The sequence below is a fragment of the Pseudomonas sp. GW822-FHT02G04 genome (assembly GCF_058802085.1).
Genome location: NZ_JBXANU010000022.1, coordinates 104,065 through 126,868, shown reverse-complemented (window position 1 = coordinate 126,868; position 22,804 = coordinate 104,065). Strand labels below are relative to the sequence as shown.

General features: G+C 60.2%; 22 protein-coding genes. 8 read left to right on the top strand and 14 right to left on the bottom strand.

Going from position 1 to position 22,804, the window contains the following annotated elements:
• Window positions 1-227 precede the first annotated feature (227 nt).
• The 3 genes from rdgC (at window position 228) to sugE (ending at window position 2,724) form a co-directional block, all read left to right on the top strand.
• Window positions 228-1,148, top strand: a complete 921-nt coding sequence (gene rdgC, locus AC1RO5_RS23710; protein ID WP_007936132.1) for a recombination-associated protein RdgC — start codon at window positions 228-230, stop codon at window positions 1,146-1,148.
• Between the two features lie 177 nt (window positions 1,149-1,325).
• The gene (locus AC1RO5_RS23705; RefSeq protein ID WP_493177958.1) at window positions 1,326-2,291 is read left to right on the top strand and encodes a bile acid:sodium symporter family protein; all 966 of its coding nucleotides are present in this window, start codon (window positions 1,326-1,328) and stop codon (window positions 2,289-2,291) included.
• 118 nt (window positions 2,292-2,409) lie between these two features.
• Entirely contained in the window at window positions 2,410-2,724 is a 315-nt protein-coding gene (sugE, locus tag AC1RO5_RS23700) for a quaternary ammonium compound efflux SMR transporter SugE (RefSeq protein WP_018925158.1), read from the top strand.
• A 52-nt stretch (window positions 2,725-2,776) separates the two neighbouring features.
• On the opposite strand, the gene AC1RO5_RS23695 is transcribed toward sugE, so the two are convergent.
• The 4 genes from AC1RO5_RS23695 to AC1RO5_RS23680 form a co-directional block, all read right to left on the bottom strand.
• On the bottom strand, window positions 2,777-4,651 hold the full coding sequence (locus tag AC1RO5_RS23695; RefSeq protein ID WP_493177956.1) for an MFS transporter: 1,875 nt from the start codon (window positions 4,649-4,651) through the stop codon (window positions 2,777-2,779).
• 102 nt (window positions 4,652-4,753) lie between these two features.
• Complete coding sequence (locus AC1RO5_RS23690; protein WP_493177955.1) at window positions 4,754-5,905, bottom strand: TDT family transporter; 1,152 nt, start codon at window positions 5,903-5,905, stop codon at window positions 4,754-4,756.
• 106 nt (window positions 5,906-6,011) lie between these two features.
• Window positions 6,012-6,323: a cupin domain-containing protein gene (locus AC1RO5_RS23685; RefSeq protein WP_493177953.1), complete on the bottom strand. Its 312-nt coding sequence runs from the start codon at window positions 6,321-6,323 to the stop codon at window positions 6,012-6,014.
• Window positions 6,324-6,365: 42 nt separating this feature from the next.
• Entirely contained in the window at window positions 6,366-7,559 is a 1,194-nt protein-coding gene (locus tag AC1RO5_RS23680; protein WP_493177952.1) for an MFS transporter, read from the bottom strand.
• Between the two features lie 91 nt (window positions 7,560-7,650).
• Between AC1RO5_RS23680 and AC1RO5_RS23675 the strand changes: the two genes are divergently transcribed.
• Window positions 7,651-8,190: a TetR/AcrR family transcriptional regulator gene (locus AC1RO5_RS23675; RefSeq protein ID WP_258670384.1), complete on the top strand. Its 540-nt coding sequence runs from the start codon at window positions 7,651-7,653 to the stop codon at window positions 8,188-8,190.
• Between the two features lie 164 nt (window positions 8,191-8,354).
• Window positions 8,355-11,825 carry a hybrid sensor histidine kinase/response regulator gene (locus tag AC1RO5_RS23670; RefSeq protein WP_493177950.1) on the top strand — a complete coding sequence of 1,157 codons (3,471 nt, stop codon included), beginning with the start codon at window positions 8,355-8,357 and terminating at the stop codon, window positions 11,823-11,825.
• Between the two features lie 185 nt (window positions 11,826-12,010).
• On the opposite strand, the gene AC1RO5_RS23665 is transcribed toward AC1RO5_RS23670, so the two are convergent.
• Both AC1RO5_RS23665 and AC1RO5_RS23660 read right to left on the bottom strand, forming a co-directional pair.
• Window positions 12,011-13,375 carry a DNA recombination protein RmuC gene (locus tag AC1RO5_RS23665; RefSeq protein ID WP_493177960.1) on the bottom strand — a complete coding sequence of 455 codons (1,365 nt, stop codon included), beginning with the start codon at window positions 13,373-13,375 and terminating at the stop codon, window positions 12,011-12,013.
• A gap of 175 nt (window positions 13,376-13,550) precedes the next feature.
• On the bottom strand, window positions 13,551-13,874 hold the full coding sequence (locus tag AC1RO5_RS23660; RefSeq protein WP_428633610.1) for an SEL1-like repeat protein: 324 nt from the start codon (window positions 13,872-13,874) through the stop codon (window positions 13,551-13,553).
• A gap of 981 nt (window positions 13,875-14,855) precedes the next feature.
• Here AC1RO5_RS23660 and AC1RO5_RS23655 point away from each other — a divergent pair.
• The 3 genes from AC1RO5_RS23655 to AC1RO5_RS23645 all read left to right on the top strand — a co-directional run bounded on the left by AC1RO5_RS23655 (window position 14,856) and on the right by AC1RO5_RS23645 (window position 17,256).
• Window positions 14,856-15,080 (top strand): hypothetical protein, encoded by a 225-nt coding sequence (locus tag AC1RO5_RS23655; protein ID WP_007898912.1) that lies wholly within the window; start codon window positions 14,856-14,858, stop codon window positions 15,078-15,080.
• Between the two features lie 275 nt (window positions 15,081-15,355).
• Entirely contained in the window at window positions 15,356-15,838 is a 483-nt protein-coding gene (locus AC1RO5_RS23650) for a hypothetical protein (RefSeq protein ID WP_007936111.1), read from the top strand.
• A 146-nt stretch (window positions 15,839-15,984) separates the two neighbouring features.
• On the top strand, window positions 15,985-17,256 hold the full coding sequence (locus AC1RO5_RS23645) for an OmpP1/FadL family transporter (RefSeq protein WP_493177948.1): 1,272 nt from the start codon (window positions 15,985-15,987) through the stop codon (window positions 17,254-17,256).
• 89 nt (window positions 17,257-17,345) lie between these two features.
• Here AC1RO5_RS23645 and AC1RO5_RS23640 read toward each other — a convergent pair whose 3' ends face one another.
• From AC1RO5_RS23640 to cobU, 8 genes are all read right to left on the bottom strand, one after another.
• On the bottom strand, window positions 17,346-17,897 hold the full coding sequence (locus AC1RO5_RS23640) for a glutathione peroxidase (RefSeq protein ID WP_493177947.1): 552 nt from the start codon (window positions 17,895-17,897) through the stop codon (window positions 17,346-17,348).
• Window positions 17,898-17,968: 71 nt separating this feature from the next.
• Window positions 17,969-18,091 (bottom strand): hypothetical protein, encoded by a 123-nt coding sequence (locus AC1RO5_RS23635; RefSeq protein WP_052967201.1) that lies wholly within the window; start codon window positions 18,089-18,091, stop codon window positions 17,969-17,971.
• Window positions 18,088-19,296: an MFS transporter gene (locus tag AC1RO5_RS23630; protein WP_493177945.1), complete on the bottom strand. Its 1,209-nt coding sequence runs from the start codon at window positions 19,294-19,296 to the stop codon at window positions 18,088-18,090. The genes AC1RO5_RS23635 and AC1RO5_RS23630 overlap by 4 nt, the downstream gene beginning before the upstream one ends.
• A gap of 52 nt (window positions 19,297-19,348) precedes the next feature.
• Complete coding sequence (locus AC1RO5_RS23625) at window positions 19,349-19,753, bottom strand: MarR family winged helix-turn-helix transcriptional regulator (RefSeq protein ID WP_007898923.1); 405 nt, start codon at window positions 19,751-19,753, stop codon at window positions 19,349-19,351.
• A 122-nt stretch (window positions 19,754-19,875) separates the two neighbouring features.
• A complete protein-coding gene (locus AC1RO5_RS23620; RefSeq protein ID WP_493177943.1) occupies window positions 19,876-20,610 on the bottom strand; it encodes an adenosylcobinamide-GDP ribazoletransferase in 735 nt (244 codons plus the stop codon).
• A gap of 2 nt (window positions 20,611-20,612) precedes the next feature.
• On the bottom strand, window positions 20,613-21,188 hold the full coding sequence (gene cobC, locus AC1RO5_RS23615; protein WP_493177942.1) for an alpha-ribazole phosphatase family protein: 576 nt from the start codon (window positions 21,186-21,188) through the stop codon (window positions 20,613-20,615).
• Entirely contained in the window at window positions 21,185-22,240 is a 1,056-nt protein-coding gene (gene cobT / locus AC1RO5_RS23610) for a nicotinate-nucleotide--dimethylbenzimidazole phosphoribosyltransferase (protein WP_493177941.1), read from the bottom strand. The genes cobC and cobT overlap by 4 nt, the downstream gene beginning before the upstream one ends.
• Complete coding sequence (cobU, locus tag AC1RO5_RS23605) at window positions 22,237-22,758, bottom strand: bifunctional adenosylcobinamide kinase/adenosylcobinamide-phosphate guanylyltransferase (RefSeq protein WP_493177939.1); 522 nt, start codon at window positions 22,756-22,758, stop codon at window positions 22,237-22,239. The genes cobT and cobU overlap by 4 nt, the downstream gene beginning before the upstream one ends.
• Window positions 22,759-22,804 lie beyond the last annotated feature (46 nt).

The window sequence follows — 22,804 nt, the reverse complement described above, 5'->3', positions numbered from 1 at the left end:
GATGACGGGATCGAACCGCCGACATTCTGCTTGTAAGGCAGACGCTCTCCCAGCTGAGCTAATCACCCTTCGCTTCGGTGTGGCGCGCATTCTACGGAGCGACCCAACCTCTGGCAAGCACTTTTTTAAATAATTTTCTCAGGCCTTCCAAAGGCTTAGAGAAGGGTTGGCCTATGACCCGGCGAAGACAATAATGCCCCCCTTTGTATAAAGGAGAGACTCACCCCATGTGGTTCAAAAACCTGCTTATCTATCGCCTGACCCAAGATCTGCCTTTTGATGCCGAGGCGTTGGAAACTGCACTGGCCACCAAACTGGCGCGTCCATGTGCAAGCCAGGAGTTGACCACCTACGGTTTCGTCGCGCCATTCGGCAAGGGCGAAGACGCACCGCTGGTACACGTCAGCGGAGACTTCCTGCTGATCGCCGCCCGTAAAGAAGAACGCATTCTGCCGGGCAGCGTCGTGCGTGACGCAGTGAAGGAAAAGGTCGAAGAGATCGAAGCCGAACAAATGCGCAAGGTCTATAAAAAGGAACGCGATCAGATCAAGGATGAAATCATCCAGGCCTTCCTGCCCCGCGCCTTTATCCGTCGCTCGTCGACCTTCGCCGCCATCGCGCCGAAACAGGGCCTGATCCTGGTTAACTCGGCCAGCCCGAAACGTGCCGAGGACCTGCTGTCCACCCTGCGTGAAGTGATCGGCTCGCTGCCGGTGCGTCCGCTGACGGTGAAGATGTCGCCGACCGCAACCATGACCGAGTGGGTTACCACTCAGAAAGCCGCGGACGATTTCTTTGTGCTGGACGAGTGCGAACTGCGCGACACCCACGAAGACGGCGGCATCGTGCGCTGCAAGCGTCAGGACCTGACCAGCGAAGAAATCCAGCTGCACCTGAGCACCGGCAAAGTGGTCACTCAACTGTCGCTGGCCTGGCAGGACAAACTGTCGTTCGTGCTCGACGACAAAATGGTGGTCAAGCGCCTGAAGTTCGAAGACCTGCTGCAAGATCAGGCGGAACAGGACGGTGGCGACGAAGCTCTGGGTCAACTGGACGCCAGCTTCACCCTGATGATGCTGACCTTCGGCGACTTCCTGCCGGCACTGGTTGAAGCGTTGGGCGGTGAAGAGACCCCGCAGGGGATCTGATTGCCTTAGGGCGCCGGCCTTGATCGGCGGCGCCTGGTAAGAAAAGATCGCAGCCTTCGGCAGCTCCTACAGAGGATCGCATTTCAAATGTAGGAACTGCCGAAGGCTGCGATCTTTTTGCAGGCAACCCAGGTTCCAAGCCCTACCCGCTTTTAAACACATAACAAGGATCAGGCCATGCGCGCACTCGCTGCATTGAGTCGTTTTGTCGGCAACACCTTCGCTTACTGGGTACTGATTTTCGCCGTCGTGGCGTTTCTGCAGCCGGCCTGGTTCATCGGCTTGAAAGGCGCCATTGTGCCGCTGCTGGGGCTGGTGATGTTCGGCATGGGCCTGACCCTCAAGCTTGAAGACTTCGCCGAAGTCGCTCGCCATCCGTGGCGCGTGGCCCTGGGCGTGGTCGCCCATTTCGTGATCATGCCCGGTATGGCGTGGTTGCTCTGCCAGGTATTCCACCTGCCGCCAGAGATCGCCGTCGGTGTGATTCTGGTCGGTTGCTGCCCGAGCGGCACTTCGTCGAACGTGATGACCTGGCTGGCTCGCGGCGACCTGGCGTTGTCGGTGGCCATTGCCGCCGTCACCACCCTCCTCGCTCCATTGCTGACACCGGCGCTGATCTGGCTACTAGCCTCGGCCTGGTTGCCGGTGTCGTTCATGGAGCTGTTCTGGTCAATCCTGCAAGTCGTAATGTTGCCGATCGTACTTGGCGTGGTTGCCCAACGCGTGCTCGGTGATCGGGTTCGTCACGCGGTAGAGGTGTTGCCGCTGGTGTCGGTGGTGAGCATCGTGATCATCGTCACGGCCGTGGTGGCTGCCAGCCAGGCGAAGATTGCCGAATCCGGTCTGCTGATCATGGCCGTGGTGATGCTGCACAACAGCTTCGGTTACTTGCTGGGTTACTTCACCGGGCGCTTGTTCAACCTGCCGCTGGCCCAGCGCAAATCCCTGGCACTGGAAGTCGGCATGCAGAACTCCGGCCTGGGTGCGGCACTGGCCAGTGCGCACTTCTCGCCACTGGCAGCGGTGCCAAGCGCGCTGTTCAGCGTCTGGCACAACATTTCCGGGGCGCTGCTCTCGACGTATTTCCGTCGCATGAGCGAGAAGCAAGATCGGCAAATCGCTGCTCAACAGGCCGCTGACTGAGCCGAAACTTGATCCTCGGGTTAATGATGGGCACTCTATTGCGCAACGCGAGGACGACCTCGCGGCTCGATCGAGTGATTAATCCGGGGACGACCCCATCCATCGATGGAGGTCTTCAATGTCCTGGATCATTCTGTTTTTCGCCGGCCTGTTCGAAGTCGGCTGGGCCGTTGGCCTGAAATACACCGACGGCTTCAGCCGCCCTCTCCCTACCGCATTGACCGTTGCCGCCATGGCCATCAGCCTTGGCCTGCTGGGCCTTGCCATGAAGGAATTGCCGCTGGGCACGGCCTATGCGATCTGGACCGGCGTGGGTGCGGTGGGCACGGTGATCGCCGGGATCATTCTGTTTGGTGAGTCCATGGCGCTGTTTCGGCTGGCCAGTGTGGCGTTGATCATTACCGGGCTGGTCGGGCTCAAGGTCAGCGCCTAGGCTTATGGCGCCATCGCGGGCTTGCCCGCGATGAGCCCCACCCACTCACCAACTATCTGACGGCCCCACGCAAATCCCCCACCAGCGCCTGCAACTTCGCTGGCTCCGCCACCTCAACCGCCACCGCCGGCCCCGCCACCAAGGTCACCCGCGACCACAACCGACGGAACATTCCCTTGTTCGGATCGCGGCTGAAGAAACTCCCCCACAACCCCTGCAACGCCAGCGGAATCACCGGCACCGGCGTTTCTTCGAGAATCCGCGTCAGCCCGCCCTTGAACTCGTTGATCTCGCCATCAGCGGTCAACTTGCCTTCAGGGAAAATGCACACCAGCTCACCGTCCTTCAGGTACTGGGCAATCCGGGTGAAGGCTTTTTCGTAGATTTGAATGTCTTCCTGGCGCCCCGCTATCGGAATCGTCCCGGCCGTGCGGAAGATAAAATTCAGCACCGGCAGGTTGTAGATTTTGTAATACATCACAAAGCGAATCGGCCGACGCACTGCGCCGCCAATCAGCAACGCATCGACGAACGACACATGGTTGCAAACCAGCAGCGCGGCGCCCTCATCGGGAATCAGCTCCAGGTTGCGATGCTCGACGCGGTACATGGAATGGCCGAGCAGCCAGATCATGAAACGCATGCTGAATTCCGGAACGATTTTGAAGATGTACGCGTTAACGCCGATGTTCAGCAGCGACACCACCAGGAACAGCTGTGGGATCGACAGCTTGGCGATGCTCAGCAAGACAATCGACACAATCGCCGACACCACCATGAACAGGGCGTTGAGAATGTTGTTGGCGGCGATCACTCGGGCCCGTTCGTTCTCGACGGTGCGGGACTGGATCAGCGCATACAGCGGCACGATGTAGAAACCGCCGAAAACTCCAAGCCCGAGGATGTCGATCAACACCAGCCAGGTGTGACCGAACCCAAGGATTTCGATCCAGCCATGGCCGGCAACACTGTCTGGAATTCCACCGGAATGCCACCACAGCAGCAGGCCAAATACCGTCAGGCCGAATGAGCCGAACGGCACCAGACCGATCTCGACTTTGCGCCCGGAGAGTTTCTCGCAGAGCATCGAACCCAGTGCGATACCGACCGAGAACACTGTAAGAATCAGCGTCACCACGGTCTCGTCGCCGTGCATCCATTCCTTGGCATACGCCGGGATTTGCGTCAGATAAATCGCCCCGACAAACCAGAACCATGAGTTGCCGACGATCGAACGCGATACCGCAGGGGTTTGCCCCAGGCCCAGCTTCAGGGTGGCCCAGGACTGGCTGAAGATGTTCCAGTTCAGGCGCATTTGCGGCGATGCCGCCGCGGCCCGGGGAATGTTGCGGCTGGCCAGGTAACCGAGCACCGCGATGCCGATAATTGCGGTGGACACCACCGACGCGTAGTTGCTGGTGGACATCATGATCCCGGCGCCAATCGTCCCGGCGAGAATTGCCAGGAAGGTGCCCATTTCCACCAACCCGTTGCCACCCACCAGTTCTTCTTCGCGCAAGGCCTGCGGCAGGATCGAGTACTTCACCGGCCCGAATAGCGCCGAGTGGGTACCCATGGCAAACAGCGCCAACAGCATCAGCGACAGGTGATCGAACATGAAACCGACCGCGCCCACCGTCATGATGACGATTTCCCCGATCTTGATCAGACGGATCAGCGCGTCCTTGGCGAACTTCTCCCCGAACTGCCCGGCCAGGGCCGAGAACAGGAAGAACGGCAGGATAAACAGCAACGCACACAGGTTGACCCAGATCGAGCGGTCACCCTCAATCGTCAGCTTGTACAAAATGGCGAGGATCAGCGACTGCTTGAAGATGTTGTCGTTAAAAGCCCCAAGGGACTGCGTGACAAAAAAAGGCAGGAAGCGCCGAGTGCGAAGCAAGTTGAACTGCGAGGGGTGACTCATCTTCCATGTGTCCCTGATTTTTTTGGTAGAGGGTGGCGTGGATACTGTTATTGGAATGTCGAACGTCGATCCAGGCCACACACATTACCTAATCTTTGCCGGTTATTTCTTTAATCCTGCGATGCACGGCGAGACAAACAATTCGCCCTTCCACGCGCCCTGCACCGTGCGTTTGGCGACAATCAGCCACATCACCGCCAGCATGGCCACCAACACGCAACCAAAGACACTGAAAAACGTCAGGTTCAAGGTGCTGGCCAGTTTCAGCGTAGTCAGGGAATAGACACCCAGCGGGAAAGTGAACCCCCACCAGCCGAGGTTGAACGGGATGCCAGCGCGCAAGTAACGCACGGTGATCAGCAGCGCCATCAGCATCCACCAGAACCCGAAGCCCCACAGCGTGATACCGGCGACTAACCCAAGCCCATCAGCTATTTCACCAATCCCCGGCAGACCGTTGGCGGCAAAGATCGCCGGAGCGTCGGCACCCAGCAGCAACATGCCCAATGCACCAGTACCGATGGGACCCAAGGCCAGCCAGCTCGAGGCGGCCATGTTTTCGTGGGGCAACTTATGCAACGCCATGCGCAGCAACAGGATGGTCAGAATGCTGAACGCCACCGGCAGGGAAAAGGCCCAGAGCACGTAGCTGGTGATTAGCACGACCAACTGGGAATGAGCATCGGCCAGGTGCGGCGCCAGCAAGCCACCGCTGGCAGCCGCCACTTCCGCCGCCACCACCGGCAACAGCCAGACGGCGGTCATCTGGTCGATGCTGTGCTCCTGACGGGTGAACATCATGTAGGGAATCAGCACGCCGCAGGCCAGCGACATCGCCACGTCCAGCCACCACAGCACTTCGGCGACATGAATCACACCGTCGCCCCAACGCGGCAGGCCGAACAGCAGAAAGCCATTGATGATGGTCGCCAGGCCCATGGGAATGGTGCCGAAAAACATCGAAACCGTGGAATGGCCGAAAATCCGCCGCGCCTCGTCGAAGAACATGACCCAACGCGCGGCATACATGGCCGTGAACAACACAAACAGAACAATATTGAACAGCCACAAACCTTCGGCCAACTCACGCAGGCCGGGTATTGCGAGGGGCAGTTGCGCGAGCGCGAGTGCCAATACCCCGGTGCCCATGGTCGCGGCGAACCAGTTCGGGGTGAATTGGCGGATGGCTTCTCTTGGGTGCTGCAAATGACTGAGCGGTTTGATACCGGGTTTAACGCTACGGGTGCAGGTCATGGTGAACTCCTGTCCTCTAATGAGGTAGGCGCTCATGATAGATCCGAATAGAATATCGATATAACGGGTAATATCTCTAACTGTTATCTGTTTTGCAGATATAGCATCAGACGCTGCCTTCAGTCTCGATCACCAATATCCTCGCCACGCCCTGCGGATGAGCCACATGTTCGGTGCCCACCGAGGCATAAAAAATATCGCCTACCTCCAGCAGGGTTTCCTTTTCGAGGCCCTCTTCGCGATAACGCATCTGCACCTGCCCATCGAGCACCACGAACACTTCCTGGCCATCGTTGACGTGCCATTTATACGGCTGATCGGTCCAGTGCAAACGGGTGATGATGCCGTTCATGTTGGCGATATCCAGCGCCGCCCAGGCGCGGTCGCCGGTGAAGGATTTGCTGCGGATGATCTTCATGGGCCGGTCCGTCGAAATGAATGGCGGTGCCTAGGCTATCGGTCATCGAACATCGACGCCACAGACTTTGACAGACCGCTCACGAAGCAACCCGATCAGCGCACCGAGCGACAGGATGATCAGTGCCGCGCCGTAACCGTCGGTGGTCGCCACTAGCCCAAATGTGCGGGTCAGATTACCGGCCAGCAACGACGGCAAGCAGAACGCCAGATAACTGAGCACATAAAACGCCGACATCAACCCGGCCCGCTCATGAGGCAAAGCCAGCGGCACGATGCTGCGCAAGGCGCCAAGGAAACCCGTACCGAATCCGCTGCCCGCCACCAGCGTGCCGAAGAAAAACAATGGCAGGCTGGCGCTGTGGACCGCCAACAGAATCAGCGCAACGCCTGCGGGCAGCAAGCTCGCGCCCAGCAGCAAGACCTTGTCGGCCGGCCGATTGCGCAAGGTGTAGATCATCGAGGCGCCGGTCACCGTCAACACGGCCACCGTCGCACCGCCAATCAGGTTCGACGTGGACCCGGTGGCTGTCCGCACCAGGGACGGCGCCAGAGAGGCGAAAAAGCCACCGAGCGCCCACACCGCGAGGTCTATCGGCAGCACGCGCCACAACATACGCCGCGCCTGAATCGGCACATGCAGGGTCGGGCGCAGCGAGGCCCAGGCACCCGGTTGTCGACTGACGCTTTCCGGCAGGCGCCAGACGTACAGCGCTTGCATCACAAACAGCGCGAACAACACCCAATAGGTCAATTGCAGCGGCAGGGGCGCAAACTCGGCCAATAAACCGCAACCCATGGCACCCAGCGCCATACCCAGCAACGGCGCAACACTGTTGACCATCGGCCCTTGCTGGCGATCAGTGTCCAGCAGCGCCGCACTCAAAACGGCGGTGGCCATTCCCGTCGCAAACCCCTGAAGTACCCGCGCTCCGATCAACCAGGCGACGCTGTCGGCGTTGATGAACAGCAACATCGCCAGCATATTCAGCAACACGGCGGTAAAAATCACCGGTTTGCGCCCCAGATAATCCGACAGCGAACCGACCGTGAGCAGCGCCGCCAGCAAGCTGAGGGCGTAGACACCGAAAATCAGGGTCAGGGTCGCAGCCGAGAATTGCAAGTGTTCCTGATAGAGGTGATACAACGGGGTCGGCGCGGTGGAAGCGGCGAGAAAACTGAGTAAGGTGATCGCCAGAAACCACAGGCTGGAACGATTTGTCGCTGGAAGAGACATGAGCACACTCCGCAAAAGCTAATTTTTTGCTTTTGTGGAGTCTGCTACTGACCAGCGCTTAAAGCAAATTCTTTGTGTTAAGGTCCGCTGCATGGCTATTAAAGAAGGTTTACGCCCTGGTGGCCGCAGCGCCAGGGTTCAAGAGTCGATTCATTCGGCCGTCCGCACGCTCCTCCAAGAGCAGGACCGCGCCTGCGTGACCGTGCCGCAAATCGCTGCCCGTGCCGGGGTGACGCCGTCGACCATTTACCGGCGCTGGGGTGATCTGTCGGCACTGCTGGCCGATGTCGCCCTCGCCCGCATGCGCCCCGACAGTGAGCCGGCCAATACCGGCAGCCTGCGCGGTGACGTGCGAGCCTGGGCGGAGCAGTATCTGGACGAAATGAGTTCCGAACCCGGGCGCAACATGATGCGCGACGTGCAATCCAGCGCCACGCCGGGCTATTGCGTGACGATCATTGGCGGGCAGTTGCAGACGATTCTGGATCGCTATCCCGATCAACCACGGCCAAGTGTCGACCGGCTGATCAATATGGTGGTGGCACCGACGGTGTTTCGCATCCTGTTTGCGGCGCAGGCGCTGGAGGTTGAAGAGTTGCATCGGTTGATCGATATTGCGTTGAGTCAGTGAGGCTTGCCCGCGAAGAGGCCCGAAAAGACTCCAGCAATCCAACTGACTGCCAACCTGCGACACCCCGCCACGCCACGACCTTGGTCGACACTGACTAACTCAGGCGGTCATGCGAGACTGTCTGGATCGGGCGCAGTCCCGGATGTCTTTTGTCTGGAGTTCCCATGTCGCTGTCCACCGGGCTGATCGCCACTGTCGCCCTGGCTTATATGGCCATCCTGTTCGCCATCGCCTTTTACGGCGACCGTCGCAGCACGCCGTTGCCGCCACGGGTGCGTGCCTGGGTGTACAGCCTGTCGCTGGCGGTTTATTGCACCAGCTGGACGTTCTTTGGCGCCGTGGGCCAGGCGGCCGAACAACTCTGGTCATTCCTGCCGATCTACCTCGGGCCGATCCTGCTGCTGGTGTGCGCGCCGAGGGTCCTGCAAAAAATGGTGATGATCAGCAAGCAGGAGAACATCACCTCCATCGCCGACTTCATCGCCGCCCGCTATGGTAAATCCCAGTCCCTGGCGGTAGTCGTCGCGCTGATCTGCCTGGTCGGCGTACTGCCCTACATCGCCTTGCAGCTCAAGGGCATCGTGCTGGGCGTGAACCTGTTGATCGGCGCCGGCGCCGACGCCATGGGCACGCGCGCGCAGGACACGGCGCTGATCGTCTCCCTGGTGCTGGCGCTGTTCACCATCGTTTTCGGTACCCGCAACCTCGACGCCACGGAACACCACCGCGGCATGGTGCTGGCGATTGCCTTTGAATCGCTGGTCAAGCTGTTCGCTTTTCTCGCGGTCGGCGCGTTCGTGACCTACGGCCTGTACGACGGTTTCGACGACCTGTTCGACCAGGCCATGCTCGCCCCGCGCCTGGAAGCGTACTGGAAGGAAACCATCAACTGGCCGTCCATGGTGGTGCAGACCGGTGTGGCGATGATGGCGATCATCTGCTTGCCCCGGCAGTTCCACGTGACCGTGGTGGAAAACATCGACCCCCAGGACCTGCGCCTGGCCAAGTGGGTGTTCCCGGCCTATCTGGCGCTGGCGGCGCTGTTTGTGGTGCCGATCGCGCTGGCCGGTCAGATGATGCTGCCCAGCTCAGTGCTGCCGGACTCATTCGTCATCAGCCTGCCGCTGGCCCAATCTCACCCTGCCCTGGCGATGCTGGCGTTCATCGGCGGTGCTTCGGCGGCGACCGGCATGGTGATCGTGGCCAGCGTGGCGCTGTCGACCATGCTCTCCAACGACATGCTGCTGCCGTGGTTACTGCGGCGCAACAACGCCGAGCGGCCATTCGAAGTGTTCCGCCAGTGGATGCTTTCGGTACGCCGGGTGAGCATCGTGGTCATTCTGCTGCTGGCCTACGTCAGCTATCGCCTGCTGGGCTCGACCGCGAGCCTGGCGACCATCGGCCAGATCGCCTTCGCCGCCGTGACCCAACTGGCCCCGGCCATGCTCGGCGCGTTGTACTGGAAACAGGCTAACCGTCGTGGCGTGTTCGCCGGGCTGGCCACCGGGACATTCCTCTGGTTCTACACCCTGGTGTTGCCGGTTGCCGCCAACAGCCTCGGCTTGCCCCTGAGCAGTTTTCCGGGCTTGGCCTGGCTGCAAAGCAACCCGCTGAACCTGCCGATCACGCCGCTGACTCAAGGCGTGGTGTTGTCCCTGGCGGGTAACTTCACCCTGTTCGCCTGGGTCTCGGTGCTATCACGCACGCGGGTTTCGGAGCACTGGCAGGCCGGTCGCTTCATCGGCCAGGAAATCAGCCCCCGCCCCAACGCCCGCTCGATGCTGGCGGTACAGATCGACGATTTACTGCAACTGGCCGCCCGTTTTGTCGGCGAAGAACGGGCCCGTCAGAGCTTCATCCGTTTCGCCTACCGTCAGGGCAAAGGCTTCAACCCGAACCAGAATGCCGACGGTGAATGGATCGCCCATACCGAACGCTTGCTGGCGGGTGTACTCGGCGCCTCTTCGACTCGGGCGGTGGTAAAAGCCGCCATCGAAGGTCGGGAAATGCAACTGGAGGACGTCGTGCGGATCGCCGACGAAACCTCGGAAGTGCTGCAGTTCAACCGCGCCCTGCTGCAAGGCGCCATCGAGAACATCACCCAGGGCATCAGCGTGATCGACCAGTCGCTGAAACTGGTGGCCTGGAACCGGCGTTACCTGGAGCTGTTCAACTACCCCGACGGTTTGATCAGCGTCGGCCGGCCGATTGCCGACATTATTCGCTACAACGCCGAACGCGGCCTGTGTGGCCCCGGCGAAGCTGAGGTGCATGTCGCCCGCCGCTTGCACTGGATGCGTCAGGGCCGCGCCCATACCTCCGAGCGACTGTTCCCCAACGGCCGAGTGATCGAGCTGATCGGTAACCCGATGCCCGGCGGCGGTTTCGTCATGAGCTTCACCGACATCACCGCGTTCCGCGAAGCCGAACAAGCGCTGACCGAGGCCAATGAAGGCCTCGAACAACGGGTCACTGAACGCACCCACGAACTGTCGCAACTCAACCTTGCCCTGACCGAAGCCAAGGGCACCGCCGAATCGGCCAACCAGTCGAAAACCCGTTTCCTGGCCGCCGTCAGCCATGACTTGATGCAACCGCTGAACGCCGCGCGGCTGTTCTCTGCCGCCCTTTCCCATCAGGAAGAGGGTTTGTCCAGCGAAGCGCAGAAGCTGGTTCATCACCTGGACAGCTCACTGCGTTCGGCCGAAGACCTGATCAGTGATCTGCTGGACATTTCCCGTCTGGAAAACGGCAAGATCAACCCTGATCGCAAGCCTTTCGAACTCAATGAGTTGTTCCATACCCTCGGTGCCGAGTTCAAGGCACTGGCTCAGGAACAGGGGCTGAAATTCCGCGTTCGGGGCAGCGCGCTACGGGTCGACAGCGACATCAAACTGCTGCGACGGATCTTGCAGAACTTCCTGACCAATGCCTTCCGCTACGCCAAAGGGCCCGTGCTGCTCGGCGCGCGGCGACGCAACGGCGAGCTGTGTCTGGAAGTCTGGGACCGTGGACCGGGCATTCCGGAAGACAAACAAAAGGTGATTTTCGAAGAGTTCAAACGCCTCGACAGCCACCAGACCCGGGCCGAGAAAGGCCTGGGCCTGGGCCTGGCGATTGCCGATGGACTGTGCCGCGTGCTCGGTCACACCTTGCGTGTGCGCTCCTGGCCGGGGCGCGGCAGTGTATTCAGTGTCAGCGTGCCGTTGGCTCGGGCACAAGTCGCGGCGCCGGCCAAGGTCGCCGAACTCAATGGCCATTTGCTCGGCGGCGCGCAGGTGCTGTGCATCGATAACGAAGACAGCATCCTGATCGGCATGAACAGCCTGCTCACGCACTGGGGTTGCCAGGTCTGGACCGCGCGCAACCGTGATGAATGCGCGACGCTGCTCAACGACGGGATGCGCCCGCAGTTGGCGCTGGTGGATTACCACCTGGACGATGGCGAGACCGGAACCGATTTGATGGCGTGGTTGCGTACGCAGCTGGGCGAGCCGGTGCCGGGGGTGGTGATCAGCGCCGATGGACGGCCGGAGACCGTGGCCCAGGTGCATGCAGCGGGCCTGGACTATCTGGCCAAACCGGTCAAGCCGGCAGCGTTGCGAGCGTTGTTGAGTCGGCATTTGCCGTTGTAATAAATGCGTCTGGCTAGCCCAGAACCTGTGGCGAGGGAGCTTGCTCCCGCTAGACTGCGCAGCAGTCGCAAAACACGCAACGCGGATTGCTTTACGGGAAACGGGGGCTGCTGCGCAGCCCAACGGGAGCAAGCTCCCTCGCCACAGCAAGCCCCCTCGCCACAGATGCCATCGAAAAAGATGGCTTATTCGGGCAACTCGGCCAAGCCATCGACATCCGTCATCGCCCGCTCCAGCAGATCCGCCGGCAAGCTCTTGCTGGCCCGCGCGCCAAGCAACTTGAGCTGTTCGCTGCGACTGACCAGGTTGCCACGGCCTTCTGTCAGCTTATTGCGGGCAGAGCTGTAGGCCTTGTCCAGTTGCTGCAAGCGATTGCCGACCTCATCCAGATCCTGAATGAACAACACGAACTTGTCGTACAGCCACCCGGCGCGCTCGGCGATTTCCCGAGCGTTCTGGCTCTGGCGCTCCTGCTTCCACAGACTGTCGATGACCCGCAAAGTGGCCAGCAACGTGGTCGGGCTGACGATCACGATATTGCGGTCGAAGGCCTCCTGAAACAGCGCCGGCTCTGCCTGTAACGCCGCGGAAAACGCCGCTTCGATCGGGACGAAAAGCAGGACGAAATCCAGGCTGTGCAAACCGTCGAGCCGCTTGTAGTCCTTGCCGGCCAAGCCTTTGACATGATTGCGCAGGGACAGCACGTGCTGCTTGATAGCGATCTGGCCGATGCCGTCGTCTTCGGCGGCCACATATTGCTGATAAGCCGTGAGGCTGACCTTGGAATCGACCACAACCTGCTTGTCGCCGGGCAAGTAAATAATCACATCCGGCTGGAATCGCTCACCGTCCGGCCCCTTGAGATTGACCTGGGTCTGGTACTCGCGCCCCTTCTCCAGGCCCGCGTGTTCAAGCACCCGTTCAAGAATCAGTTCGCCCCAATTGCCTTGGGTTTTCTGCCCTTTCAAGGCACGGGTGAGGTTGGTGGCTTCGTCACTCAGGCGCAGGTTCAGTTGTTGCAGGCGCTCGAGTTCCTTGGCCAGGGAAAAGCGCTCGCGGGCTTCGGCCTGATAACTTTCCTCGACGCGTTTTTCAAATGACTGGATGCGCTCCTTCAACGGATCGAGCAATTGCCCCAGACGCTGCTGACTGGTTTCGGCAAAACGCTGCTCGCGCTCGTCGAAGATCTTGCCCGCCAGCTCGGCGAATTGCGCTCGCAACTCATCTCGCGAGCCTTGCAGGTCGTTGAGGCGCTGCTGATGGCTTTCCTGCTGCTCACGCAACTCGGCGTTGAGGGCGGCAGCCTGAGCGTCCAGGCGACGCAACTCAGCTTCTTTGCCGGCACGTTCGATGTTCCAGGCGTGGGCTGCGTCGCGGGCATCGTCGCGTTCGATCTGCAGCAATTCGACTTCACGGCGCAGGGCGGCCAGATCGGCCTGTTTGGCGGCGTTGGCCTGGCTCAGGTCAGCGATTTCATCACGGCAGGTGTCGAGCTGGGCGTTCAAGCCATCCTGCGTCAGCTGGCCCATGGCCAGGCGCTCTTCCAGCAATGCCAGTTCGGCCTGCCCCGTACTCGCCCGACGCTGAAGTTGCCAGGCCAGTACCAGCAACGGCAGTGCAGCGCCCGCCAGCCCCAGCAATGCGCTGGTCAAGTCCATCGCCATAGCCACTCCTGCCGATTAGATAAAGCGTGAAGGTTAACCAAGGCGTCAGGTCTTGGACAGCTCAGTCTTCGATCAGGCCGAGTTCCTGCTGGGCGCGTCGATCCCCGGCGCGCGCGGCCTGGCGCAACAGTTCCTGGCCAATGCGGCGATCCCGGGCGTTCCCGCATTCACGGCACATCAATTGGCCGAGGCGGCTTTGCGCGGCCACCACACCTTCACGGGCAGGTTGCTTGAGCAAACGTCCGGCGAAGTGTTTGACGTTGGGGTTTTCGCCCAGGCGCGGGCTGTCCAGAAGCCACTCGGCCACACGCATCGAAAAGCGCTTGGGTGGGTTAATGCTCGAGGGTGTTGAGGCAGCAGAGACTGGTACTGAGCGAAACTTCATAAAGCACTGTGGGGCAGATCGGAAGGCGCGCCACTCTACTCTTTTTTTCGCACAGGTAAAGTCGAAAAAAGCCTGCACGCCCGTCCTAGAGCAAGCGCTCGGGACAATCCACAGAAGCTGTGGATAACTCAGTGGACAACCGCCCTTGAAGTCGCGCAAAGCCGTGTGGAATGGGGCTCGCAGTCAAACTGACGATTTTTTCACCAGTAAAAAAAAGCGATGTTTTTCATTGACTTAAATTTTCGTTACAGGCACCCACCCTCGGTGAAGCGAGGATGACAGTCCGCGCAACTAATGTGCACAAGTACCTGCGAGGCGGTTATATCGGTGCGCTTTTTCGGCGCGTTTTTCCGGTAACGCCTGGGGATAAACCCGGCAACCCGCGCCACAGATTGATCCTGGCTCGATCGCCCTCCCGGATCAACGGCCGTTTTTTGGGCTATTGCGGGGCACGTGTCGGCCGATGACATTTTCCGACAGCGCTTACGGAGGTGGTCGGCCGGCGCTCCAGTGTTTTTTTGCGAACAGGCTTCCCTTTGGCCATTCAATCCGTTAGTATCCGCGGCGTTAGTACCAAGCTGAAAGTCAATTCTGGTCGAACAAATCCCCCCGGTCAGCCTTCCCTGAGAGAAGCCTTCACCGACAAAGCGGGATCGACCACCTCGATGGTTTCCAGGTAAATCTTGCGCCAACACAGCCTTTGAATCGAAAGCAAAGGGTGTTGCGAAGTTCACTTACTCTGACCGAACCAACCTGCAAATTGATCAGGATCTTCACCCCGGGCCCAGAACCTTTGCCCCTGATGTGTTGCCTGCCCTCCTAAGTACCTACCTGCCAGCCCAAGCGCGCCAACTTATCAGCGCTTCAAACTGGCTGCTTTGTTCCAGTCGGGTTCTTCGTTCGACCAATGGTGGTCGTCGTCACTGGAACGTTTTAATTTTGCACGGCTCTTATCCGTGTCGCTTGTAGGAACACCCGATTATGTCTACTCAAATCCACACTCAGGATGCCATTCGCACCCTAACCAACGCTTTTGCACCAATGAACTGCCTGATCATGGCCGCTCGCAAAGGCTGCTTCAGCTTTACCCTGGTCAACGAACACGGCATCGCTCGTCACAGCGAACGCCTGTACCCCGATCAATACTCCAGCGCCGAGCCGCTGCAGGCCGTGATCGAGCGTACTCGCCAGGCACTGGTTGCCTGAGACGCCAGAAAGGCTGAAAACCTCAAAAGCCCTGCTGAAAAGCAGGGCTTTTTATTGCCCGACATTTCTCTTTTAGCCCCTAATGCCTAAGCACTAACCGATATAACGGTTATAACTCGAAGCCGGAAATATTTTAAAAACAGTCCTTTACAGCAAAATAATGACACTACACTTCAACTCAAGCGGCTTGATCCGCTTCCGGCGAGCCTGATTCGATCCACAGCTGCCAAGGCCCCCTTCAGGTATCGCCGACCACTTCATGTTTCGAGGGCGTTATGGGTATCGCTGCCAGCGAACTGTGCCGTTATGTGATCCGTCCGACATTGATCTACCTCGGACGCCATAGCGCGACTGCCGAATCCCTGCTGCTGGGCATCGCCGCCAGTCAGTCAGCCCTTGGTTCAGCCCTGCATGACCGCCGTGGACACGGCTTGTACCGAATCGCCGAACCCCGCCACCAGGCTCTCTGGGATCACTACCTGGCCCTGGACCCGGAACGGGCGAGCCTGGTCCGCGGCCTGGCCAGCCAGCATGCTTTTCTCAGCGGACCGCACCTGGAATTGACCGTTAACCTGCGTTACGCCACCGCCATCGCCTGGCTATTGGTAGAAGAACAGAACACTCCCCTCCCCGCCTCCGATGACTTGTTGGGAATGGCCCGAATCTGGCGCCAGACGTTCCAGCCCCAAGGTCGTTTGCGAGATTTCACCTACGCCTGGCAAACCTGTGTTTCATCGCTGAATCAGGTTGCCTGCTGATCCACCCCGCTTGTTAAGATCGCGCAACATGTCGCGATTTGGTCGGATTGTCCTACAAAACCGCTCTAACTCAAGCGATACAGGCTATGGCGCCCGGACGAAAATGTTGGTAATTTTCGCCCCGGTGATCACCAGGAGTTCTAATAATGAAAAAAGTAATGCTCAAAACCACCCTTAGCCTCGCCGTTGCCTTGGCATCCACCCAGATCTTCGCCAGTGGTTTTGCCATCAACGAACAAAGCATCAGCGGGATGGGTACAGGTTTTGCCGGGCGATCTTCCGCTGCCGACGACGCAAGCACCATTTTCGGCAACCCTGCCGGCATGTCTCGCCTCAAGCGCGAACAAGTGACCGGCGGTGCTGCACTGCTCGACGCACACACCGACATCAGCCACGCCAGCTCCCGCCCGAACAGCGGCAGCAACGATGGCGACATGGTTCCCTTGGTCGCCGTGCCGATGGGTTACTACGTCAAGCCAATCGATGACCATTGGGCATTCGGTATCGGCATGTACGCCCCGTTCGGTCTGGTGACCGACTACGAGAACGGCTTTGCCGGCCGCTACTTCGGCAGCAAGAGCGAAGTAAAAGTCATTACCTTGCAACCGACTGTCAGCTACGCCTTCAACGACAAGGTGTCGATCGGCTTCGGTCCGACCATCAACCGCATTGAAGGGACCCTGGAATCGAACCTGTCGATCACCCAGGCCGCACCGGACGGCAAGGTCAAAATCAAGGGCGACGACACCGCGCTGGGCTACAACATCGGTGTACTGGTTCAAGCCACTGACAGCACGCGCGTCGGCCTGACCTACCACTCGAAAGTGAAATACAAGCTCGACGGCGACACCAAGGTCAACTACAACGTCCTCGCGGCCGTGGGCCAGAACCCAAGCCAGAAGTACGATGCTTCGCTGGACCTGACCACACCTGAGTCGGTGGACCTTTCGCTCACTCACCAGCTCGACGACAAGTGGACCCTCTACGCAGGCAGCACCTGGACTCGCTGGAGCCGCCTGAAAGATATCACCGTCGAAAACAAAGGTGTGCCGGCCATCCTCAATGGCCAGTTCGGCACCATCACCGAAGAGCAGAACTGGCACGACACCTGGGCTCATGCCATCGGCGCGTCCTACCAGTTGAACAAGGAATGGGTACTGCGTACCGGCCTGTCCTTCGACCAAGCACCGACCAACAACGTCAACCGCTCCCCACGCATCCCGACCGGCGATCGCAAGATTTTCAGCCTGGGCGCCGGCTGGAGCCCGACCGACGATCTGACCATCGACGTGGCGTACTCGTACCTGCGTGAAGAGTCGGTCAAGGTCAACAACAGCAACAACCGTGGCCAGAGCTACAACGCCAAGTATGAAAACTGGGCGAACGGTTTCGGTGTAGGCGCGACCTACCGCTTCTGATAATTCACGGCGAACCTGAACCCCTCGCCGCCTGAATTGAAAAAGCCCCGCACTCTTGTACAGAGGCGGGGCTTTTTAGTGCGCGTCGATCAGGGTTTCGAGGCCAGGGCTTTCTCCACCGCCTCGATGAACTCGGGATTGTCGGGCTTGGTCAGACTGGAGAAATTGGCGATCACATTGCCTTGGCGATCGACCACGTATTTGTAGAAGTTCCACTTCGGCGAACTGCTTTGCTCGGCAAGGACCTTGAACAAATGCGTGGCCTCATCGCCGCGGACTTTCTGCGGTTCGGTCATGGTGAAGGTCACGCCATAGTTCACGTAACAGACCTTGGCAGTCTCTGCGCCATCCTTGGCCTCTTGTTTGAAGTCATTGGACGGAACACCGACCACTTCAAGCCCTTGATCCTTGTAACGCTGATACAGCGCCTCAAGGCCTTTGAACTGCGGGGCGAAGCCACAGAAACTCGCAGTATTGACCACCACCAGCGGCTTGCCGGCGAAGCGCTGGCACAGATCGATGGATTCCTTGGCGCGCAGCTTCGGCAATGAGCCCTGCAACAGCTCCGGGCATTCTGCTGCCTGAGCCAGCCCGGAAAAAACCGTCAGCAACGCGGGAACTGCAAGCCAGCGCATCGGCATGTCGGTGCATCCTTGAGCAATCGTCAGAAAGCGAAACTACTCGCCTTCGCCGCTCGCTAGCAAGCAGCTCGCTAGCAAGCACCCATGCCCAGCTGCATCAATGCCAGCCCACCCTGATGCCAGCCCCACCAAGCCAGGGCCAGCAGCAATACGCCGACGGCGATGGCAGCCATCCGCGGCCAAAGACTGTTCATGCGGCACTTACCCGGGTTTGCAGGCGCGCCACCGGTTGCTCGCGCACTGGCCAGTTCAGGGCTGCGGCCATCAGACTCAATAGAATCGCCACCTGCCAGATCAAGTCGTAGCTCCCGGTTCGGTCATACACCACCCCGCCCAACCAGCCGCCGAGGAACGAGCCCAGTTGATGGAACAGGAAAACAATCCCACCCAGCATGGACAGATTTCGGACGCCGAACAAGGTTGCCACGGTGCCGTTGGTCAAAGGTACCGTCGACAACCAGAGAAAGCCCATCGCCATGCCGAACAAGTAAGCAGTGACCTGAGTGACCGGTGCCCAGAGGAACAGCGCAATCACCACCGCCCGCAATAGATACAAACCAGTGAGCAAGCGCGGCTTGGACATCCGCCCGCCAAGCCAGCCCGCCGTATAAGTACCGAAGATATTGAACAGCCCGATCAGCGCCAGCACCGTGGTGCCGACAGAGGCCGGCAGGTGTTGGTCCACCAGATAGGCCGGCAGGTGCACACCGATGAACACCACTTGAAAACCGCAGACAAAAAAGCCGAACGCCAACAACCAGAACCCCGAATGGGAGCAAGCTTCACGCAGCGCTTCAGAGAGTGTTTGCTCATGCCCGAGCACCGGCAGCGGCTTGTCTTTAAGCATGCTCACCAACGGCACGATCAGCGCCACCAGCAGGCCCAGCACCAGCAATGCCGCAGACCAGCCAAGCCAGCCGATCAGCCCTAGCGTACCGGGCAACATGGCGAATTGACCAAAGGAACCGGCGGCACTGGCGATCCCCATGCCCATGCTGCGCTTTTCCGGCGGCACAGCACGACCGACCACGCCGAGGATCACCGAGAACGAGGTGCCGGACAGGCCGATACCGATCAACAACCCGGCGCTCAAGGACAAGGTCACCGCCGAATCGGACAAGCCCATGAACACCAGACCCAAGGCGTATAGAACACCACCGATCAACACCACCTTCGCGGCACCAAAGCGGTCGGCCAATGCGCCGGTGAACGGCTGCGCCAGGCCCCAGATCAGGTTCTGCAGGGCAATGGCGAAGGCGAACACTTCGCGGCCCCAGCCGAACTCGGCACTCATCGGCGCCAGAAACAACCCGAAGCCGTGTCGCACCCCCAGGGACAACGCCAGAATCAGCGCACTGCCCAACAGCACCCAACCGCACGTACGCCACATCGATGTCATTCTTGTTCTCCGGTAGCGGGTATATACCCGCTTAAGATCGAACAAACTGGCCTCAAGCCAGTTCGTCCAGCAGTTTCAGCAAGGTTTCACGCTTCTCGGCACCCAGACGGTCGATCAACCGCTGCTGCGCCGCTTCCCAGGCCGGCAAGGCTGCTGCCAGACGCTCGCGCCCTGTCTCGGTGAGCAGGACGATGCGATTGCGCATGTCTTCGCCCTCGACCAGCGTCACCAGACCTTCACCCTCCAGCACCCGCAGATTACGCCCCAGGGTGCTGCGATCCAGACCCATGGCCTCGGCCAGTGTCGAGATGCTCGGCTGATCCAGACGCTGCAGGTTACACAGCAAAGAATACTGGGCAACGTTGATCCCGAAGCCGTCGAGTGCGCCGTCGTAATGCCTGCTGACGCCACGAGCGGCGCGACGCAGGTTTGTGCACAAACATTGAGAAGGAAGCATGGTGCGTGTATATACCCGCGGTTAAATGAAAGCAAATTTTTCGACACATATTACTGTAGGAGCGAGGATTGCCCGCGAAAGCGTTTTACCTGCCACACCGCCTTCGCGGGCAATCCTCGCTCCTACAACATCAATGCAAGCCCCACCAGTAGCGCCACTTCCAGCAACTCCAGCAACGCCCCGGCAGTGTCGCCCGTCGTCCCGCCCAATCGCCGCATCATTACATGCCGCAACCAGACAAATACCACAGCTGCCAGTGCAAGCCCCCATACACCGCTGAGGCCCGCGATCAACACACAAGCCACGGCACTGATCACCAACACCTGTTTCCCGGCCAAACGCGGCAGATGGTCGGCCAGCGCCTGCCCCAATCCACCAGGACGCACGTAGGGTGTGCTCAGGAATAATCCCAACAGCGCGCTGCGAGCAATCAGTGGGACGATGATCAGCACCGCGCTGTGCTGCTGCTCGATCAACGCCAGCAACGCGGCGAACTTGAGCAGCAACACCAACACCAGCGTCACCACCGCGATCGGCCCGCTGCGTGGATCTTTCATGATCGTGAGAGTGCGTTCACGGTCGCCATAACCACCGAGCCACGCATCGGCGCTATCGGCCAGGCCATCCAGGTGCAACGCGCCGCTGAGCAACACCCACACGGTCAGCAGCAACGCCGCGTGCAGCAACAACGGCGCGCCCTGCAACAGCCCGTTCAGCGCCCACAGAATGGCGCCGAACAGCAAGCCGACCAGCGGATAAAACAGCAGCGACCGGCCCAATTCCTCGGGCGCCGGCATGCCCGGCAGGCGAATCGGCAGGCTGCTCAGAAATTGCAGGGCGATCCAGAACGGCAACATGATCAGATCGCTTCCCTTAGTAAGGCGCCGGATTCAACCGTCAATGAGAACAACGCGCCATGGCCGACCTCAACGTTGAGCAACTGTTCACGCGGCAATCCGCGCGCTTGCGCCAGCAACAATCGCATCACGCCGCCATGGCTGATCAGCAGGATTCGCTCACCCGCATAGGCCGCGTGCAGCCGCTCGATGGCCGCCAACACCCGTGTCGAAAAGTCGGCAACCGGTTCACCGTCAGGCGGTGTGAACGAATAAGGATCGGCCCAGAACAAGCCCAGCGCCTCGGCGCTGGTTTCCATCAGCGCCGCAGCGCTCTGCCCTTCCCAAGCGCCGAAGTGCAGCTCTTGCAGATCCTTCTCCAGTTGCACCGGCAACCCCAGTTGTGCCCCAAGCTCTTCAGCAAAGCGTGCACAGCGCTGCAACGGCGAGCTGACCAAGCGATCCCAAGGGCCCTGCTCGACCACCGCAGCGCGCATCTGCTCCCAGCCCTTGCCGGTCAGCGCGTCGTCGAGACTGCCGCGCAGGCCGCCACCGAGCTCGGTTTCGCCATGACGCAACAGGTCCAGGCGCAAGGTCATGCCGGGCGATCCGCCACCGCGGCTTCGGCGAACGTCGCCATCTGCCCGTGCAGGTCGCAGGCCAGGCGCAGCAATGGCACGGCCAACGCCGCACCACTGCCCTCGCCCAACCGCAGGCCGAGATCCAGCAACGGTTCGGCGTTCAGGGTTTCCAGGACATGGCGATGACCCGGCTCGGCACCACGATGACCGAACAGCAACCACTCACGACAGGCCGGATTCAGACGCACCGCAACCAACGCGGCGACGCTGCAAATAAACCCGTCGACCAACACCGCGACGCCATCCTGAGCACAGGCCAGGTACGCGCCGACCAGCGCAGCGATTTCGAAACCGCCGAGGTTGAACAAGGTTTGCAGCACATCGCCACGCTGGGCGCCATGCAACGCCAAGGCGCGTTCGATGACCTGGGCTTTATGGCTGACACCCGCCGCGTTCAGGCCGGTACCCGGCCCGGCCAGGTGCACCACCGGACAATCGAGCAAGGCACAGGCCAATGCGCTGGCTGCCGTGGTGTTGCCGATGCCCATTTCGCCACCGATGAACAACTGCGCACCTGCTGCAATGGCGCGCTGCACACTGTCGCGACCAGCCTGCAAAGCGAGTTCGCCTTGGGCCTGAGTCATCGCCGGGCCCTGGACGAAATTTGCCGTGCCCGGGCCGATGTTCAGGTGACGCACACCCGGCAGATTCAACGACGGTGTAACGGTGCCGAGGTCGACCACTTCAAGGGACGCCCCCAACTGCCGCGCCAATACGCTGATCGCCGCACCGCCGCTGACGAAGTTGTGCAGCATCTGCCCGGTGACTTCCTGCGGAAATGCCGACACCCCTTCGGCGACCACGCCATGGTCACCGGCAAAAATCGCGATCCACAGCTGATCGAGCGTTGGTTTGACCTGCCCCTGCAACCCGGCCAGTTGCACCGCCACCGCTTCGAGTTGGCCAAGGGAGCCGGCAGGCTTGGTCAGTTGCTGTTGACGCGCCTGCGCCTGTTCGACCACTTGCGCATCGATTGGCTTGCACGGGTTCAGCCACCAGGAGTGAGTCATAACGCAGTTCCTTTCAAAGTCAGGGGCAGGCCGGCGACGGTCAGGACGACACGTTGGCAGCGCTCGGCCAAGGCTTGATGCAGCCAACCGGCTTCATCGACATAGCGGCGAGTCAATTCGCCCAGCGGCACGACACCCATTCCGGTCTCGTTGCTGACAAAAATGATTTCACCCGGCAACGACGCCAGGCAGTCCAGCAAGGCTTCGCGTTCGGCCGACAGGCGCTCGGCGCTATCGAGCATCAGCAGATTGGTCAGCCACAGCGTCAGGCAATCCACCAGCAGGCAACGGTCGACACCGGCGCTTTCGCGCAGTACGCGGGCCAGCTCCAGCGGTTCTTCGATCAACGCCCACTCAGCCGGACGGCGGGCACGGTGATGGGCCACCCGCTCGTTCATTTCACCGTCCAGGGGTTGGCTGGTGGCGATGTAGGTGACGTGAAGCTGAGTGTCTGTCGCCAGCTTTTCAGCCAGACGACTTTTGCCGGAGCGGGCGCCACCGAGGATCAGTTGCAGCATGGTTCATTCCTTAAAATCTTCGATGTAACGACGGGCCTCTTCGCGG